A 17,315-nucleotide genomic window follows, 5' to 3' on the forward strand; every position below is an offset into this window, starting at 1 on the left:
TGCACTTTACTGGTGCATTAGCTGCTGCGCGATTGGCAGCCAGATCTCCGTCATCGCGCCTTCGCCACCGGTAAAAGGATCGCGGGATGGCAGCGGCACCTGCTGGATCTTCTCCTTCGACGCACGTAAACGCGACGGCTCATCACGCACGGTTTCCGGGGACATGCCTTCAGGATAGGCGCCAACGGTGAAAAAATCCTCTGAGGCAAACACCTGTTTGTGGCCGACGCCCGCCGGGATCAGTACCGCATCGCCTTCACGCAGCGTCACCATGCGACCGCTGTCGCCGCCGAATAGCACTTCCGCCCAGCCAGCCGCAACACCCAGCACTTCATGGGTGTTCGGATGGTAATGCGTATAAGGGAAGATCGGCGCACGCCATGCGGCGGGCCAGCCGTTGCGGGTAAAGGTTTTTTCAAACCAGGCGGCGCTGTCTTCCGTCGGATTTTCATCGTCATACGGCACAATGCCGGGCCAGATGATCAGCGGCAGCGGGCTATTGGGCACGCCGCCCGACGGCAGCGACAGCATCAGATGTTGCGGATTGCTGGAGGATCCAGCGGAAAAGGTGCCGGCGGCGAAAGACATCAGTAACAGCAGGCTGGAGTGGTTGGCAGTCATACTCTTTCTCCGGTTAATCACGATGCTTAATTGTGGCTTACCAAAGTGGCATTGCAATGTGCGCCCACCAACAAAATTCACAAAAAAGAATGATTTAGCTAACTAAAGCCAAATTTATTAGCAACATAATTAACATCTCGTGCGGGTGAATGAGGGTCGCCATAACTGGCGCGCATTTATGCGCACCTGGCCGCAAAGCGGCACGAATTTAAGACAAAAAAAACCGGTGGATTTCGCCACCGGCCGAATCAAAAAAAGCGATTCAAAGGCACTGACAGGTTATCGCAGGCGCTCAGCGATAGGTTTCACAACGTTCTCCCCTTCGCGGCCATAAAACTGGAACAGAGTTTCTGCAGCGGCATCGGTTAACACCAGAATTTCGATGCGGCGATTACGCGCACTCATGGGATCGTCATGATCGCGCGGCATGCGTGACGCCATGGCATTAACCTGCAATACGCGCGCACTCTCCAGCCCGCCACGCTCCAGCGCGCGGCGTGCCGCCAGCGCACGATCGCCAGACAGATTCCAGTTGTTGTAGGCGGCGTTGCCGCTGTACTGCGCGGCATCGGTGTGGCCGCTGATCATGATTTTGTTGTCGATGCGGTTAAACACCGGGCCGAGCTCGGTCAGCAGTTTCTGGAAGAATGGCGTTAGTACCGCGCTACCGCGTGGGAACATCATGCGATCCTGATCGTCCTGAATCAGAATGCGCAGCCCTTGTGGCAAGGTTTCCAGCATCAGGTAATTTTGCGCGTTATAGCTGTTGATCATCCGTTGCAGCTGGTTGTGTAACAACACCAACTCCGCATCCGAGCGTGACAGCACGCTGTCTAAATCTTCCTGTGGCTTGCTGCCGGCGTTCAAACTGATGTCAGCCTTACCTTGGCTGACAGTCGCTGTTTGCGTCGGCGGGGAAATTGCCATGGTTTCGCCGATAATCGCCGATCCGCCGGAGTTCTCAACGTCAAAAGGATTGAAATTGGTGCCATCAAAAACCGACGTGCCGTTCAATTGCGCGACGATCTCTTTACGCTCCTCTTCACTCACCGCGCCCATGATCCACAGCACCATAAACAGCGCCATCATCGCCAACGTGAAGTCCGCAAAGGCCACTTTCCACGCGCCGCCATGATGCGCATGGTGTGCCTTTTTGCCGCCGCGTTTGATGATCAACTTTGTGGTGGTCACCAAAGGTGCCGAACGTATATCTGAAGTCTCGGCGCGCTTTACGCTTGATGCGTTGCCAGGCAAACAGATGGCGATCGATGCCGATCTCAATGCCGGGTTAATCAATCAGGAACAGGCGCGCACGCGTCGCCAGGATGTGGCAAACGAAGCCGACTTCTACGGTGCAATGGATGGCGCGTCCAAATTCGTACGCGGCGACGCCATCGCCGGCATCATGATCCTGCTGATTAACGTGGTTGGCGGTATTTTGATTGGCGTGTTCAAGTACGGTTTACCGGCAGGACAAGCGTTCGAACAATATGTCCTGCTGACCATCGGTGATGGCCTGGTCGGACAAATTCCTTCACTGCTGCTCTCAACGGCGGCGGCGATTATCGTGACGCGCATCAGCGATGGTGCGGACATGGGCGATGACATTAAGTCTCAACTGCTGGCTAAGCCAGGTACGCTGTATACCGCTGCGGCCGTGATGTTTGTGCTGGCGGTGGTGCCGGGCATGCCGCATCTGGTGTTCCTGGTATTTACCGGCCTGCTACTGTTCGCTGCGTGGCGTCAAAGCCAGAAAATCAAAGCGCCGACGCAAGATCATCACGCTATGGAAGCGATCAACCAGGCGCTGACGCAGCCGGACGATCAGCCCGCCATCGGTTGGGACACTATCCCGATGGTTGAGCCGATCGGGCTGAATCTTGGCTACAAGCTGGTGACGCTGGTGGATAAAGGCAAAGGTGCACCGCTGACGCTGCGTATGCGTGGCGTGCGGCAAGTGGTGTCGGAAACCAGCGGCGTACTGCTGCCGGAGATTGCGCTGCGCGAAGATTTCCACCTCAAGCCGGCACAGTACGCGATCAAGATCAATGGCGTGCGCACCGCCGTCGGCGAAGTGCATGCCGATCGTCTGATGGCGATCCCGACGCCGGAACAGTACGGCGAAATCGATGGCGTATTAGATACCGATCCGGCCTACGGTATGGCGGTGACGTGGATTCTGCCCGAGCAGAAAGCCAAAGCGCTGAACCTGGGTTATCAGGTGGTGGATTGCGCCAGCGTGGTGGCCACCCATGTGAATAAAGTGGTGCGCGAGAATCTGCCGGAGCTGTTTAACTACGATGACATTACCCAGCTGCATCAGCGTCTGGCGAATGTGGCGCCTAAGCTGTCGGAAGATGTGAATGCGGCGGTGAACTACAGCTTGCAGCTGAAGGTGTATCGTCTGCTGCTGAACGATCAGGTGTCGCTGAAAGACATCACCACCATCGCGACGACGTTGCTGGAGAGCGCGGCGATCACCAAAGATCCGATCCTGCTGACTTCCGATGTACGCTATGCCCTGCGTCGCGCCATGGTGGCGGCGATTGCGCCGGACAACAAACCGCTGTCGGCTTATACGCTGGAAAACAGCCTGGAGAATCTGCTGCTGGCGGCGCTGAATCAGGCACAGCAAGCCGGTAAAGTGGCGCTGGATAGCTTCCCGGTTGATCCGAATATTCTGACGCAGCTGCAGAGCACGCTGCCGGTGATGGTGGAGCAGTTGAAAGCGCAGAACCTGACGCAGGTGCTGCTGGTAACACCGCAATTGCGCCCGCTGATTGCGCGCTACGCCCGTCTGTTTGCCAATGGGTTGAATGTGTTGTCGTACAACGAAGTGCCCGATGATGCGAATTTGCAGATTGTGGGTCAGGTTTCTTGATTTATTACTCTGCGGCTTGATGCCCTCACCCCGGCCCTTTCCCACAAGTAGAAAGGGTAGTTAGAACGGGCTCAATCGGTTCCCTCGCCCGCTTGCGGGAGAGGGTTAGGGTGAGGGAAACACCGGCCCCTCGCAACTGTTATAAAAAAACACAGCGAATCTGTCTCTAATTCGCTTCACTGTTATGTGCTTTACTGGCAGGCAGTGATAATTAGAGGTGAACAATGGACGCGATCAAACAAATCCTGCTCGACGAAATCGCCACGCTGAACCGCGAAGGACAGCGTGATAATTTGCCGCGCTTTAGCTTTTCCTTCCTCAAAACCCATCCGGGGCTCTGGGCCATCATGTATCTGTGCTACGCGCTGTGCGTGGCGCTGATCTTTTCAACCGACATGCTCGGCTGGCCAGCTTTCTGGTTTGCCACGGTGTTTGTGGTGGTGATGAGCGTGCTGATGCTGATGGATATCAACCCGAAATATCGCTTCGAAGATATCGATACGCTGGATTTGCGCGTGTGCTACAACGGCGAATGGTATTACGTGCAGCCGGTTTCGCAGCAGGCGCTGGACAAAATTCTCGATAATCCGCACACGCCGGATCGCGTGCGCAGCGGCATTGATCGCCTGATGAAGCAGAAAGGTGAAGTGGATTTCTATGACGTCTACTATCTCACCTGGGGCCACCAGCAGGCGGCCCAGGTTTAAGCGTTTAGCTCGGCAATCAGTTTTCCCAACGTCTCTACCGCCGCTTCGGCGCGTTCATCCCACGGCCAGGCGGTGTTGAAGCGGAAACAGTGGCTAAAGCCCTCGCGGCTGGAAAACAGCTGGCCGGGCGCGATGCTGATGCCCTGCTGCAAGGCCAAATGATACAGCTCAGTGGTATTGATCTGCGCCGGCAGCGCAACCCAGAGAAAATAACCGCCCGGCGTATCGCTGATGCTGGCCTCAGCAGGTAATACCCGGCGCAGCGCCTGTTGCGCCAGCTGCTTACGTTTAGCCAGCGTCTGCCTTAGCTTCTTTAAATGCGTATCGTAGCTGCGCGTGCTGAGGAAATCGGCCAGTGCCAGCTGCATCGGCGCGCTGGTCGAGAGCGTGCTCATCAACTGAATACGCTGCACGCGCTGCGCATGACGTCCGGCCGCGACCCAACCGACACGAAATCCCGCCACCAGATTCTTCGAGAAACTGCCGCAGTGCAGCACGTTGCCATCAAGATCAAAAGCTTTAGCCGGCAGCGGTTTGTCATGGCCTTCATACAGATCGCCGTACACATCGTCTTCAATCATCGCCACGTTGTAGCGCGCCAGCAGTTCCACCAACTGCTGCTTGCGCTCAGCGCTCAGGGTAAAGCCGAGCGGATTTTGCCGGTTGGTCATCAGCCAGCAGGCTTTCACCGGCCAGCGCTGCAAGGCCTGCTCCAGCTCCTGCAAATCCATACCGTGTTCGACATCGCTGGCGATGGCAATCGCGTTCAGCTTGAGGCGTTCAATCGCCTGGAGCGCACCATAAAACGACGGGTTTTCGAGGATCACCCAATCACCGGGTTCGGTGACGGCTTGCAGGCTGAGATTGAGCGCCTCCATTGCGCCATTGGTGATGACGATGTCATCCGGCGACAGCGTGATGCCCTGCTGTGCGTAGCGCTGGGCGAGAATTTTGCGCAGCGCTTCATTGCCTGGCGGCAGGTTGTTGAGCGCATCGGTGGGCTTTAAGTTGTGTGAGACTTTTACCAGCGAGCGCATCAGCTGGCGCTGCGGGAAGAGTTCGGGATCGGGAAAGGCTGAGCCAAACGGCATGATGGCGGGATTGCGCGTGGCTTGCAGCACGTCGAACACGAAGCTGTTGGTATCCGCCTGATCGGTTTTGCCGATCTCTTGCGTGGGCAGTCGCGGACGGCTTTCGGCGGCGCGCGGCGCCACGTAATAGCCGGATTGCGGCTTTGAGACGATCCAGCCCTGACTCTCCAGCACTTCATAGGCGTGCATCACCGTCATCAGGCTCAACCCGCTCTGCTCCGCCTGCTGACGTAGCGACGGCAGTTTTTCGCCCGGCGGCCAGATGCGCGCCTCGATTTGCGTGCGAAGCTGCTCGACCAACTGCTGATATTTCGCCACCCGAACTCCGATGTAGAGGATTTGGCGGCTAGTTTCCCTCACCCTAACCCTCTCCCGCAAGCGGGAGAGGGAATGAAGGCGTTAAGGCACCTGCTCCAGCGCTAACTCTTCTTGATAAAAATTCGGCAGCTCGCCAATGCGTTCCGGTGGCACCGGTTTGCCCAGCAAATAGCCCTGCAAGGTATCGCAGCCTAAACCGGTGAGGAACGCCTGTTGATCCTGGGTTTCTACCCCTTCGGCGACCACTTTCAGATGCAACGACTGCGCCAGCGCGACAATGGCGGAGACGATGGTGGCATCTTCCGAATGCGCCTGCAGTTCATTAACAAAAGCGCGATCGATTTTCAGCTCGCTGGCCGGTAACCGCTTGAGATACAACAAGCTGGAGTAACCGGTGCCGAAATCATCAATCGAGGCTTTTACGCCCATATTGGTGAGTTCGGTGAGGATACGCACGCTCTCTTCCGGATCGCGCATCGCCGTGGTTTCGGTCACTTCCAGCGTCAAAAGTTCAGCCGGAATCTGGTGCTGCGTCAGCGCCTCGGTAACGGTTTCCACCAGATTGCTTTGCTCAAATTGTACAGCCGACAAATTGACCGCCACCGACCAGTGCGGATGGCCCTGCAGATGCCAGGCACGCAGCTGGCGACAGGCTTCGTTGATCACCCAGTTGCCGATGTTAATGATCATGCCGGTCTTTTCCGCCATAGGCAGGAAGGCGTCCGGCGCCAGCAGACCGCGTGAAGGATGCTGCCAGCGCAGCAGCGCTTCAAAGCCAAGGATCGGGCCGCTCGGCGCGCAATATTTGGGCTGATAGAACAGGCGTAACTCTTCGTTATCCAGCGCTTGCCATAGATCGTTGTTCAGCTGCAATTGCGACTGCGCCAGCGTGTTCATTGACGGCTGGAAGAAGGTGTAACCGTTGCGGCCGTTGTTCTTGGTGTGATACATGGCGGCATCGGCATTGAACATCAGCTCGCGATCATCTTTGCCGTCACCAGGGTAAACCGCAATTCCAATACTCAGCGACACCACCAGCTCATAGCGCGAGATATCGAATGGGCGATCCACCGCTTTCACCAGCGTATCAGCAACCGCTGCGGCATCATTGGGTTCATCAATTTCCAGCAGCAGCACAAACTCGTCGCCGCCCATGCGCGCCAGCGTGTAGTGCCCTTTCATCTGTTCGGTCATGCGCTCGGTCACGCCAATCAGCAGGTTGTCGCCCACGTGATGGCCAAAAGCGTCATTTACCGCTTTGAATCCATCCAGATCCATAAACATCAGCGCAAACTGCGTTTTCTCACGGTTGGCTTTATTGAGGGCTTGCTCCAGACGATCTTCCAACAAAATACGGTTGGGCAGACGCGTCAGGTTATCGTGTAGCGCCAGCTGTGCCAGCTCACGGTTGGCTTCCGCCAGCGAGTGGGCAAGGATCGAGGTGCGCGCTTGCAGACGTGCATCGAGCATTGAGACCAGCAAAGTAATGCCGAGGATCGCTAGCGTCACCACCGTCACCACCACCGCCAGCCAGTTGCTGTTTACGCCCATGTGCGTCGCATGGCTGTGCATCGGGAAATTGGCCGCCGCCATGCCGGTGTAGTGCATGCCGGCAATCGCACAGCCCATCACCACGGAGGCGCCTAACCGCAGCGCGGTGACGCGGCCGTGACCTTCGCGCAGGTTAAACGCCAGCCAGAGCGCGGCGCCTGAGGCCACCAGCGCAATCGCCACCGATGCCGCCACCCAACCCCAATTCCAGGTGATGCCGGGCGTAAACATCAGCGCCGCCATGCCGGTGTAGTGCATTGCTACAACGCCGGAACCCAGCACCACAGCGCCTCCACACAGTCGCAGCCACGGCAAAGTGGGCGTTGAGCACACCAGCCACAGCGCAAAAACCGAGGCTAATACCGCCACCACCATGGAGGTGACGGTGAGCGTAGGATCATAGCTCATGACCATATCGAGGCTCATCGACAGCATGCCAATGAAGTGCATCGCCCAGATGCCCACGCCCATAGCGAATCCACCGCCGAATAACCAAACCAGCGCCACCTTGCCAGTTGAGGAAGCCACGCGCCCTGCCATATCAAGCGCAGTAAACGAGGCCAGCATCGCTACCAGAATCGAGACGATGACGGTAAACGAATCGTACGAAGTCACTAACATAGTGATTTCCCAAGTAAAAGCCGGTGTAAGTCAGCTGTGGTGTTGTTGTTAAAAAAGTGCGGTCTATTGGTTTTATTGTAGGAATTATCGGCAGCGTAACTGCCGATATGAGTTTTTGAACGATGAAACCTTCCGATGGGGAAGAAACTAAAAATTGTTTATTGCGCGCCCGCCAGCGGCACCACGTTATCGCTAAAGGCCAGCGGCGCCGCAAGCGCAGCGGTAAATTCACCGATGCGATCGGCTGGCGTGGGCTTGCCGAGCAGATAACCTTGCAGCGTGTCGAAGCCTAACCCGGTGAGCAAACGCTGCTGCTCCTCGGTTTCGACCCCTTCCGCCACCATGCGCAGGTTAAGCGTTTGTGCCAGCGTCAACATCGCAGTGACCACCGTGGCGTCTTCGCTGCCGGCGCGCAAACTGTTGATAAAGGCGCGGTCGATTTTCAACTCGCTAGCTTCAAGGTGTTTCAAGTGCAGCAAGTTGGCGTAGCCGATGCCGAAGTTATCAATCGCCACTTTCACCCCAAGACGATGCAGTTCGGCAATGCGCTGCTGGCTGAACTGCGGATCGCGCATCGCAATGTTCTCGGTAATTTCCAGCATCAACGCCCCGTCAGGGATTTGATGGCGCTGCAATGCCTGGCGCACGCTCTCAATTAAATCACGCTGCTGGAACTGCAGCGCCGAGAGATTGACCGATACCGTCCAGTCGCCGTTACCTTCATCGTGCCACTGCTTCAGCTGGCGGCAGGCTTCATTGATCACCCAGTTACCCAGCGCGACAATTTGCCCGGTTTTCTCGGCGCGCGCCAGGAACATATCGGGCATCAGCAGGCCGCGACGCGGATGCTGCCAGCGCAGCAGCGCCTCGAAGCCCATCAATACGGTGCCACCCGCGCGGAATTTTGGCTGATAGAACAGGCGCATCTCCTGATACTCCAGCGCGTTCCACAGATCGTTAGCCAGCGCCAACTGATGCTGCGCCACCGCGCTCATCGCCGGTTCAAACAGGCACCAGCCGTTACGCCCGCTGTGTTTGGTGTGATACATGGCGGAGTCGGCGTTGAACATCAGCTCCTGCTGGCTGCGACCATGCAGCGGGAAGATAACGATACCGACGCTGAGCGAGACGCGCAGCGAATAGCGATCAAGTTCGAAAGGCGCATCAATGATTTGAACCAAACGCTGCGCCAGTTTGGTGGCCTGATGCAGATGAAATTGCGGGCACAGTATGACGAATTCATCGCCGCCCAGACGCGCCAAAAGAATCTCCTCACTCAGTTCATCGCGCAAACGATCGGCTACCGCGATCAGCAAGCGGTCGCCAACGTGATGGCCCCATGTGTCGTTAATGGCTTTGAAACCATCGAGATCCATGAACATCAGCGCGAAGTTTTCATCCTGCAGCGTCGCCTGCTTGATCGCCGTGGTGAGTTGCTGCTCCAGCATCACGCGATTTGGCAGCGCGGTGAGGTTGTCATGCATCGCCAGCTGGCGCAGCTCGCTGTTGGCGCGCTTGAGTTTGGCAGCGAGACGCGCGGCACGCAGTTGCGCATCCAGCATCGATATCAGCAACATCAGCCCCAGAATGCTCAGCGTGATAATCGTGACCCACACCGCCATTCCCTCTTCGCTGGCGCCGTGATGTTGCATGCTCACCGGCATAACGAATTCTGCTGCCGCCATGCCGGTGTAATGCATGCCGGCAATCGCAATGCCCATCACCAGTGCCGCGCAGGCACGCAGCAGCAGCAGGCTTTCGCCCTGGCGCAGATGAAACGCCAGCCACAACGCCGCACCTGATGCTGCGTAGGCAATCAGCACCGAGAGCGTCACCAGCGGCAGATTCCAGTAAATCGGGGTGGCAATCATCAGCGCGTTCATGCCGAGGTAGTGCATGACAATGATGCCGCTTCCCATGATAAGGGTGCCGCGAATTAAGCGGCGTCGGGTGAGATGACTGCCCTGCACGCCCTGCGCAAAGGCGAAGATGGCGCTGATAATCGCCACCAGCAATGAGATGGCGGTCAGCTCTACGTTGTAGCGCATGGTCATCGGCATCATCATCGCCAGCATGCCAATAAAGTGCATTGCCCACACGCCGATGCCCATCGCGGTGCCCCCGCCGATCAACCACAGTGTTGCCAGATAACCGCGTGAAACGGCCACGCGCCCGGCGGTATCTAAGGCGGTGAACGCGGCAATGAAGGCCACGATCAGTGAAACGGTAACCAGAACGCTATCCCAGGTAACCAGCAGCATGTGCGCTCCTAAACTCCACCCGCTGCGGAGCGGGTGCGGTGTCGTCAAATTAGAACAAGGATGATAAAGCGCCGATCAAGGGCAATTAATGTCCCCCTGCGGCGCAGTTCAATACAGAACTGGTCCAGGAAAATCTGGAGTTGTCGTGCGGATTTTTTTTATTTTCATCGTCAGTCGTTAAGCAAAAAATTAATAATATCTGATTAATGCACGAACATAACATTGAACCGAAGCGCGCGGTAGAGGGTGAAATCATCGTCTATTTGGTTTTTTTAACCGCTCGCTACCCCTTGTGATTACTGAGTTATCGGCGAAAAGCGTGAATTGATTAGGGAAAAATTGAACCATCTGCATACAAGGGCCAATTTGCTGATCTATAGTAAAGAAAACTGATATAAATCATTAATCCGCCATCCAGGAATTTTCTTAGGCGGCAGGCGCTTACGCTGTCGAGTCCATTGCGGCTCTTGTTTGATTTCGGATGTATTTCCATAAATGTATGACCAGGTGAAAAAGCACTGACCTTGGATAATCAGTAAGGAATGATTATGAAACTCAAGCTTTTTCTTGTGGCGTCTAGCCTAAGCGCCGCACTGGCACCTCATGCTGTTTTTGCCGCCACCACAACGGGAACCATCAATGCGACGTTGACGCTGACCACCGGTTGTTTGGTGAACGGTCAATCGGCCACGGCGGGAGTGAACTTCGGTACCCTGAACTTTGGTAGCAGCGCAGCCACTTTTGATACGCTCAATGCCACCCTGGTTGGCGCAGCAGGTAACGGCATCTTTGTTCGCTGCACCACCGGACAAACTTTCAACGTGCAGGTCACCAGCAGCAACGCTGCACCGGCGACCGTTTACGGAACGGTGAGTGGCCAGCCACGCTACCTGATCCTCGGCTCCAACAATACGCAAGGCATTGCCTATACGCTGTATAGCGACGCCGCATTCACTACCGCCATCGCCAACAACACCAACATCGCTGCCAGTGGTACCACCGATCCTACACTCGGGACCAACTACGCCATTTATGGTCAGGTTGTGGGCGGCGGGTTTAACCCCTTGATTCCGGCAGGGACCTACACCGACACCATCAACGTGGCGGTGAATTACTGAGGGAAAGGATAATCAGGGAGGCCGTGGTGCAGCGGTGGGTGCACAGTGCAGGCGGCCTTGCCCTGCTGATAGGGAGCGTCTCCGCCTGGGGGTTGCCGACCGCAACGTTTCAGGTTTCAGCATCAGTAGTGGCAGGCTGTGTTGTCTCCGGAACCAATACCGGGGTATTTGGCACGCTTAATTTTGGTACCCAATCTGGCGTGGCCGCAAGCAGCGTCAGCGCCAGCTATGTGCAAAGCACCACTATCACGCTCGCCTGCACGCCAGGCACCGCCGTGAGTATGAGCATCAACGGCGGCAGTAATTACACCTCCACGCGCAATCTCAAACACACCAGTAACACCAATACCGTGGCGTACAGCCTGTATACCAATGCGGCACACACCACGGCTATTCCGGTGAATAGCCCAATGGCGCTGAGCTACAGCAATGCCAACAACATCACGTTGCCGATTTACGGCTTATTAACGCTGCCCGGCCCCACGCGCGCCGGGACCTATACCGACACTTTAACCGTCACGCTGAGTTGGTGATGGCGTCAATCAAAAGGAGGAATGATGATTAACCTGCGCGCCCTGATCCTGTTGTTATTTGTGGCCCTAACGCCTGCGGTGCACGCCGCCAATTCGCTGATGGTGTGGCCGATCGATCCGGCGATTGATCCGGAAGATAAAGCCAGCGAGCTGTGGCTGGAGAATCGTGGCAATGCCACCACCCTGATGCAGGTGCGCATCTTCAGCTGGCAGCAGGTTAACGGCCAGGAGCAGTATCAAACCCAGCAGCAAGTGGTGGCGAGCCCGCCGATGGTGCGCCTCGAGCCAGGACAGAAGCAACTGGTGCGTTTAATTAAGCAAACGCCACCTGAAGCCGGACGTGAAGTGGCCTTTCGCGTGGTGCTGGATGAGATCCCTACACCGCGCACGCCAGGCGAAAATCAGGCCGGACTCACTTTCCAGATGCGCTATTCGGTGCCGCTGTTCATCTACGGCAGCGGCGTGACGCGCGACACGGCAAAACCGCAGCTGAGCTGGCAGGAAGTGAACAGCGGCGGCAAACGCTGGCTGGAGCTGACTAATCGCGGTAATGGCCACGCGCGCTTAAGTAACGTCACCATTGGCGGACGCAAAATGGGCAACGGCTTGTTTGGCTATGTGCTGGCCAACAGCAGCCATCGCTGGCCGTTAACCCGCAGCGTGAGCGGTGAGCTGTCGGCCGAAATGAATAAAGGTCACTGGAGCAGCGCGGCCGCGCGTTGATGAAGTTTACGCCGCATCCCTGCGCGCTGGCCGTCGCCAGCGTGCTTTGTATCAGTCCGATGAGTAGCAGCGCGGAGACCTTCTCCGAACTGCCACCGCCGCCTGCGCTGGAGAATAACGCCAGCGGTCAGCAATACATGCTGGAACTGGTGGTGAATCAGGGCGAACGTGGCGACATCGTGCCGGTTGAACGTAAGAATGGTGATTTCTGGTTGCGACGCGGCGATTTGCAACGCGCCGGTATTCCGGCCGAGAAACTGCAAGGCCAGCAGATCGATGTCAATCAACTCAGCGGAGCGAAAGTGGAGTATGACGAACGACGCCAGCGCCTGTTATTGACGGTGCCACCCGCCTGGCTGCCGGGTCAAACCATTGGCCAGTTACAGCATGCACCGCGCTTTCCCGGTCGCGCCAGCAATGGCGCGCTGCTCAACTATGACTTTTACGCCACCCGTACCGATAACGCCGGTTCGCGCCTCTCCAGCTGGAACGAACTGCGCTTGTTTGGCCCGGCTGGTCAGTTTTCTACCAACGGCGTTTACGTGCAGCAACTGGAAGGTGGCGTTGCCGGTCAGCAGGAAGGCTATATCCGCTACGATACGTGGTTCAGTAATGAAAACGAGAACGCAGCGATCAGTTGGCGCGCCGGGGATTTGGTTACTGATGCGCTGAGCTGGAGCAACAGCGTGCGGCTGGGTGGCGTGCAGATTGGCCGCGACTTCAGCGTACGGCCGGATCTGGTGACCTATCCGCTGCCCGCCTTTTCCGGCCAGGCGGCGGTGCCCTCTTCGGTCGATCTGTTTATCAACGGCTATCGCAGCACCCAGGCCGACGTGCAACCGGGCCCGTGGTCGCTCACCAATGTCCCTTTCGTTAACGGCGCCGGCGATGCAGTGATCACCACCACCGATGCGGTGGGCCGACAAGTCACCACCACACTGCCGTTTTACGTCTCCAGCAGCTTGCTGAAAACCGGGTTATCCGATTATTCATTCTCCGCCGGTGCCATTCGCGAAAACTACGGCATCAACAATTTTGATTACGGTGCGGCGGCAGCCAGCGGCTCCTATCGCTACGGGCTGAACGACTGGCTGACGCTGGAGAGCCATGCGGAAGGCAGCGACAGCGTGGCGATGGGCGGCGCGGGTGGATTGCTGAAACTGGGCAGTTTTGGCGTGGTGAATGGCGCGCTGGCGCAGAGCCAGATGGACGGTAATCCCGGCACGCAATACAGCTGGGGCTATCAGTACAACAATAGTTGGTTCAGCCTGGGAACCCAGCACATCATTCGCAGCGCCGATTTCGGGAATCTCGCGTTGGTCGGCAGCCGTGGCGACAGCGCGAACACCAGTTACTCGCTGGCGCGACGCAGCGCGCAATACACCGCCAGCGTGTCGCTGAGTGACTACGGCAGCCTTGGCCTGGCTTATTTTGATATCTCCGGCGGCAACGGTGACCGCACGCGTTTATTGAATCTGTCGTGGAGTAAAAATCTGTGGGGCAACAGCAGCCTGTATATCTCCGCCAGCCGCGATCAGGATCAGGGCAACTGGAGCGGCGCCATTTCGCTGATCATCCCTTTCGGCGAACAGAGCAGCGCCTCGGTAAGCACGGAACGCGATCAGGAGGGCAATAACAGCCAGCGTCTGTATGTGTCGCGCGCGATGCCAACCGACGGTGGCTTCTCCTGGGATGCGGCCTGGGCTAATCAGGGCAGCGACAGCGGCGATTATCGTCAGGGCAGTCTGCGTTATCGCAATAACAAAATTGATACCTCAGCCGGTTTCTACGGCGATAACGACAACACCACGCAATGGGCCGATTTTACCGGCTCGGTGGTATTGATGGATAACCGCGTGTTCGCTGCCAACGACATTAACGATGCCTTCGTGGTAGTGAAAACCGATTATCCGGACGTAACGGTGCGTTATGAGAACCAGACGATGGGCCGCACCGATAAACAAGGCTATCTGCTGGTGCCATCGATCAGCAGCTATTACGGCGCCAAATACGACATCGATACGCTGGACCTGCCCGCCGATCGCACTGCGCCGAAAGTTGAACAGCGCTTTGCGGTGAAGCGTAAGAGCGGCTATCTGCTCAACTTCCCGGTGGAGCGTCTGCGCGCCGCCAGCGTGGTACTGCATGACAGCCATCATCAGCCGCTGCCGATTTCCAGCCAGGTGTTACGTCCGAATCAGGCCACCGAATATGTCGGCTGGGACGGCATTGTGTGGATGGAAGATCTCGGTGCTAATAACCCGATTCATGTGGTGACGCCGGATGGACGCAGCTGCGATACGCAACTGGCTATCGCCGACGGGCAGCCAAAAGCGCTGGAAACTTACGGACCGCTTACCTGCCCGCTGCCACCGCCGCCGCAAGGCTCTGCGGTGAGCAGCGTGGATAATTCACCGTCAGGGATTTCACCATGAGAAAGCTTCTGCTCCTGCTGGCGCTGTTTTTACTGCCGGGAACCAGCTATGCGTTGTGTAGCTTATCGGCCCCCGCCGCCACGTTCGGATCGGTTACCACGTTTTCCGTCGCTTCAACGGTGAATAACACCTCAAGCACCACTAACGTCAACTGCGGTTCGGGTACGCTTTCGCTGCTGGGCTCCGATAACATCACCTATGCCTTTACCACCGCCTCAAACCTCAGCGGCACGCGCGCCGTGTTGAAAACCGCCAGCGGCGGCACCGATAACATTCCGATTCAGCTGTGTATCGACAGCGCCTGCGCCACCGAATTACAGCAGGGCGGCAGCTATCGCTGGAGTTCCGCCTCGCTGCTGGCGTTGGGAAACACCCTTAACTTCAATATTCCGCTCTACTTCCGCACCGTACCCGGCCAGGTGATCGCCGCCGGCACCTATACCACCACCATTACCATTACCGTGAGTTATACGGTGTGCGCCGGGTTAAACGTGGGAGGATTGTGTGTGGGAACGGTACAGAGCAGCACGGGTACGGCGATGCCGATTACCGTGAATCTAGTGGTGACCAACGATTGCACCACCATCACTGCGCCCAACGTCAGTTTTGGCAGCGCGCCTTTGGTGGGCAGTTTCTCAACGGTGCAGCAGACGATTAACGTGGTGTGTTCGAAGGGCAGCACTTATACCGTGGGCTTGAGCAACGGCAGTTACTACAGCGGCACCACGCGGCAGATGGCGAGCGGAACTAACCGGCTGGCGTATGACATCTACAAAGGCACCACCACCACATCGCGCTGGGGACCGACCGGCACCGATCGCTGGAGCAGCACCACCTCGACATCGTTGAATGCGGATACCGTGACGCGCAACTTTACCTATACGGCGCAGATTTTGACCACGCAGAATACGCCCGCGGCGGGGAATTATACCGATAGCGTGGTGGTGGATGTGTCGTTTTAGCGGGGTGCGCGCAGTCCCTCATCCCAGCCTTCTCCCGCAGGCGGGAGAAGGAGCTGATCGCGCCGTTACCTAAACATTCCCTCTCCCGCTTGCGGGAGAGGGTTAGGGTGAGGGGAACGGTGTTGCGCTTGATATTGCTTCACCATGCGGCCAATCAGCAGCGTGCCGACCAATCCGCACACCGCCGCAAAAGAGAGCCACACGCCCGGCATCGCTTTATCGCCTGTCGCATGAATCAGATAGCTCGACACCGCTGGCGTAAAACCGCCAAATAGCGCGGTGGCCAGGCTGTAGGCCAGTGAGAAACCCGAAGCGCGCACTTCTGCCGGCATGATCTCAGCCAGATACACCACCATCGCGCCGTTATAACTGGCATACAGGAACGACAGCCACAGCTCGGCCTCAACCAGATGGGAGAAGGTCGGCGCTCCCACCAGCCAATGCAGCACCGGCCAGGTAGTTAAAATCATCAAGAGGGTGCAGACAATCAGCAGCGGACGACGACCAATGCGATCCGACAACGATCCCATCACCGGCAGCCAAAACAGGTTGGAGATGCCGACAAACAGCGTCACCAGGAAGCTCTGTTTGTCACTCATCATCAGCACGGTTTTGCCGAACGTCGGGGTAAAGGCGGTGATCATGTAGAACATTACGGTGGTGGTAACCACCATCAACATCCCTGCCAGCACCAGCGCCCAGTTCTGCCCGACCGAACGCATAATCTGACGCATTGAGGGATGATGTTTACGCTGGCTGAAGGCTTCGGTCTCTTCCAGCATGCGGCGGATATAGAACAGGAACGGCACGATCATACATCCCACCACGAACGGAATACGCCAGCCCCATTCGGTGACGGCGTCTTTCGCCAGCAGATGGTTCAGGCCCAAACCGAGCAGCGCGGCGAAGATCACCGCAACCTGCTGGCTGCCCGATTGCCAGCTGACATAGAAGCCTTTGCGCCCTTTCGGCGCCACTTCCGCCAGATACACCGAGACGCCGCCCAGCTCAACGCCCGCCGAGAAGCCCTGCAATAAACGACCGAGCAAAATCAGGATCGGTGCGGCGGCACCGAGCGTGGCGTATCCGGGCACCAGCGCGATGGTTAAGGTACCAATCGCCATCAAGCCGAGCGTTAACAGCAAGCCTTTACGACGGCCATGATGGTCGATGTAAGCACCAAGAATAATCGCGCCGAGCGGGCGCATCAGGAAGCCTGCGCCGAAGGTCATCAGCGTCAGCATGAGAGAGGCAAAGGGATCATCGCCGGGGAAAAAGGTTTTGGCGATCGCCGTGGCGTAATAGCCAAACACCATGAAATCGTACATCTCAAGGAAGTTACCGCTGGTAACGCTAAAGATGGTTTTGGCACCGCTTTGCGGCGACTTTTGTAAAGAGTGACTCGCGCTCATATTGTCCTTCCTGGTTTTTCTTCCGTTGTATCGTGCCGGGCCAGGAATAAACGTGATCTTCTTCACCATTGCAGTTTACAA

13 protein-coding genes are annotated in these 17,315 nt (G+C 57.2%); 7 read left to right on the plus strand and 6 right to left on the minus strand.

The window, feature by feature from the left end; translation table 11 throughout:
- Window positions 1–6 precede the first annotated feature (6 nt).
- Both PO881_RS16155 and PO881_RS16160 read right to left on the minus strand, forming a co-directional pair.
- A complete protein-coding gene (locus PO881_RS16155) occupies window positions 7–621 on the minus strand; it encodes a cupin domain-containing protein (RefSeq protein WP_101761810.1) in 615 nt (204 codons plus the stop codon).
- Between the two features lie 279 nt (window positions 622–900).
- Window positions 901–1,812: a flagellar motor protein MotB gene (locus tag PO881_RS16160; protein ID WP_280172075.1), complete on the minus strand. Its 912-nt coding sequence runs from the start codon at window positions 1,810–1,812 to the stop codon at window positions 901–903.
- Between PO881_RS16160 and PO881_RS16165 the strand changes: the two genes are divergently transcribed.
- Both PO881_RS16165 and PO881_RS16170 read left to right on the plus strand, forming a co-directional pair.
- Window positions 1,790–3,502 (plus strand): FHIPEP family type III secretion protein, encoded by a 1,713-nt coding sequence (locus PO881_RS16165; RefSeq protein WP_101761809.1) that lies wholly within the window; start codon window positions 1,790–1,792, stop codon window positions 3,500–3,502. The two genes, PO881_RS16160 and PO881_RS16165, sit on opposite strands and share 23 nt — an antisense overlap.
- A gap of 224 nt (window positions 3,503–3,726) precedes the next feature.
- Window positions 3,727–4,209 carry a YlaC family protein gene (locus tag PO881_RS16170; RefSeq protein WP_176971763.1) on the plus strand — a complete coding sequence of 161 codons (483 nt, stop codon included), beginning with the start codon at window positions 3,727–3,729 and terminating at the stop codon, window positions 4,207–4,209.
- Here PO881_RS16170 and PO881_RS16175 read toward each other — a convergent pair.
- From PO881_RS16175 to PO881_RS16185, 3 genes are all read right to left on the minus strand, one after another.
- Entirely contained in the window at window positions 4,206–5,618 is a 1,413-nt protein-coding gene (locus tag PO881_RS16175; protein WP_280172076.1) for a PLP-dependent aminotransferase family protein, read from the minus strand. The two genes, PO881_RS16170 and PO881_RS16175, sit on opposite strands and share 4 nt — an antisense overlap.
- Before the next feature lie 81 nt (window positions 5,619–5,699).
- Window positions 5,700–7,790 (minus strand): bifunctional diguanylate cyclase/phosphodiesterase, encoded by a 2,091-nt coding sequence (locus PO881_RS16180; RefSeq protein ID WP_192412112.1) that lies wholly within the window; start codon window positions 7,788–7,790, stop codon window positions 5,700–5,702.
- Window positions 7,791–7,948: 158 nt separating this feature from the next.
- On the minus strand, window positions 7,949–10,051 hold the full coding sequence (locus PO881_RS16185; RefSeq protein ID WP_280172077.1) for a bifunctional diguanylate cyclase/phosphodiesterase: 2,103 nt from the start codon (window positions 10,049–10,051) through the stop codon (window positions 7,949–7,951).
- A gap of 548 nt (window positions 10,052–10,599) precedes the next feature.
- Between PO881_RS16185 and PO881_RS16190 the strand changes: the two genes are divergently transcribed.
- The 5 genes from PO881_RS16190 to PO881_RS16210 are packed head-to-tail and all read left to right on the plus strand — an operon-like array spanning window position 10,600 to window position 15,822.
- Window positions 10,600–11,169 (plus strand): spore coat protein U domain-containing protein, encoded by a 570-nt coding sequence (locus tag PO881_RS16190; protein WP_101761803.1) that lies wholly within the window; start codon window positions 10,600–10,602, stop codon window positions 11,167–11,169.
- A 26-nt stretch (window positions 11,170–11,195) separates the two neighbouring features.
- Window positions 11,196–11,702 carry a spore coat U domain-containing protein gene (locus PO881_RS16195; protein ID WP_280172078.1) on the plus strand — a complete coding sequence of 169 codons (507 nt, stop codon included), beginning with the start codon at window positions 11,196–11,198 and terminating at the stop codon, window positions 11,700–11,702.
- A gap of 24 nt (window positions 11,703–11,726) precedes the next feature.
- A complete protein-coding gene (locus PO881_RS16200; protein WP_280172915.1) occupies window positions 11,727–12,425 on the plus strand; it encodes a molecular chaperone in 699 nt (232 codons plus the stop codon).
- Window positions 12,425–14,860, plus strand: a complete 2,436-nt coding sequence (locus PO881_RS16205; protein ID WP_280172916.1) for a fimbria/pilus outer membrane usher protein — start codon at window positions 12,425–12,427, stop codon at window positions 14,858–14,860. Before PO881_RS16200 ends, PO881_RS16205 begins: the two co-directional genes overlap by 1 nt.
- Window positions 14,857–15,822, plus strand: coding sequence for a spore coat U domain-containing protein (locus PO881_RS16210; protein WP_137386536.1), 966 nt, complete (start codon window positions 14,857–14,859; stop codon window positions 15,820–15,822). Before PO881_RS16205 ends, PO881_RS16210 begins: the two co-directional genes overlap by 4 nt.
- Before the next feature lie 65 nt (window positions 15,823–15,887).
- Here the strand turns inward: PO881_RS16210 and PO881_RS16215 are convergent, their stop codons facing one another.
- Window positions 15,888–17,234: an MFS transporter gene (locus tag PO881_RS16215; protein WP_110867293.1), complete on the minus strand. Its 1,347-nt coding sequence runs from the start codon at window positions 17,232–17,234 to the stop codon at window positions 15,888–15,890.
- Window positions 17,235–17,315 lie beyond the last annotated feature (81 nt).

Origin of the sequence: Pantoea sp. SS70, from assembly GCF_029866845.1 — a bacterium.
Lineage (GTDB): Bacteria > Pseudomonadota > Gammaproteobacteria > Enterobacterales > Enterobacteriaceae > Pantoea > Pantoea leporis.

Bases quoted from the DNA above. Each gene is read 5' to 3' on its own strand.
- PO881_RS16205 (WP_280172916.1), top strand. From the start codon at position 12,425: ATGAAGTTTACGCCGCATCCCTGCGCGCTGGCCGTCGCCAGCGTGCTT.
- PO881_RS16210 (WP_137386536.1), top strand. From the start codon at position 14,857: ATGAGAAAGCTTCTGCTCCTGCTGGCGCTGTTTTTACTGCCGGGAACC.
- PO881_RS16180 (WP_192412112.1), bottom strand. From the start codon at position 7,790: ATGTTAGTGACTTCGTACGATTCGTTTACCGTCATCGTCTCGATTCTG.
- PO881_RS16190 (WP_101761803.1), top strand. From the start codon at position 10,600: ATGAAACTCAAGCTTTTTCTTGTGGCGTCTAGCCTAAGCGCCGCACTG.
- PO881_RS16155 (WP_101761810.1), bottom strand. From the start codon at position 621: ATGACTGCCAACCACTCCAGCCTGCTGTTACTGATGTCTTTCGCCGCC.
- PO881_RS16215 (WP_110867293.1), bottom strand. From the start codon at position 17,234: ATGAGCGCGAGTCACTCTTTACAAAAGTCGCCGCAAAGCGGTGCCAAA.
- PO881_RS16165 (WP_101761809.1), top strand. From the start codon at position 1,790: ATGATCAACTTTGTGGTGGTCACCAAAGGTGCCGAACGTATATCTGAA.
- PO881_RS16170 (WP_176971763.1), top strand. From the start codon at position 3,727: ATGGACGCGATCAAACAAATCCTGCTCGACGAAATCGCCACGCTGAAC.
- PO881_RS16200 (WP_280172915.1), top strand. From the start codon at position 11,727: ATGATTAACCTGCGCGCCCTGATCCTGTTGTTATTTGTGGCCCTAACG.
- PO881_RS16185 (WP_280172077.1), bottom strand. From the start codon at position 10,051: ATGCTGCTGGTTACCTGGGATAGCGTTCTGGTTACCGTTTCACTGATC.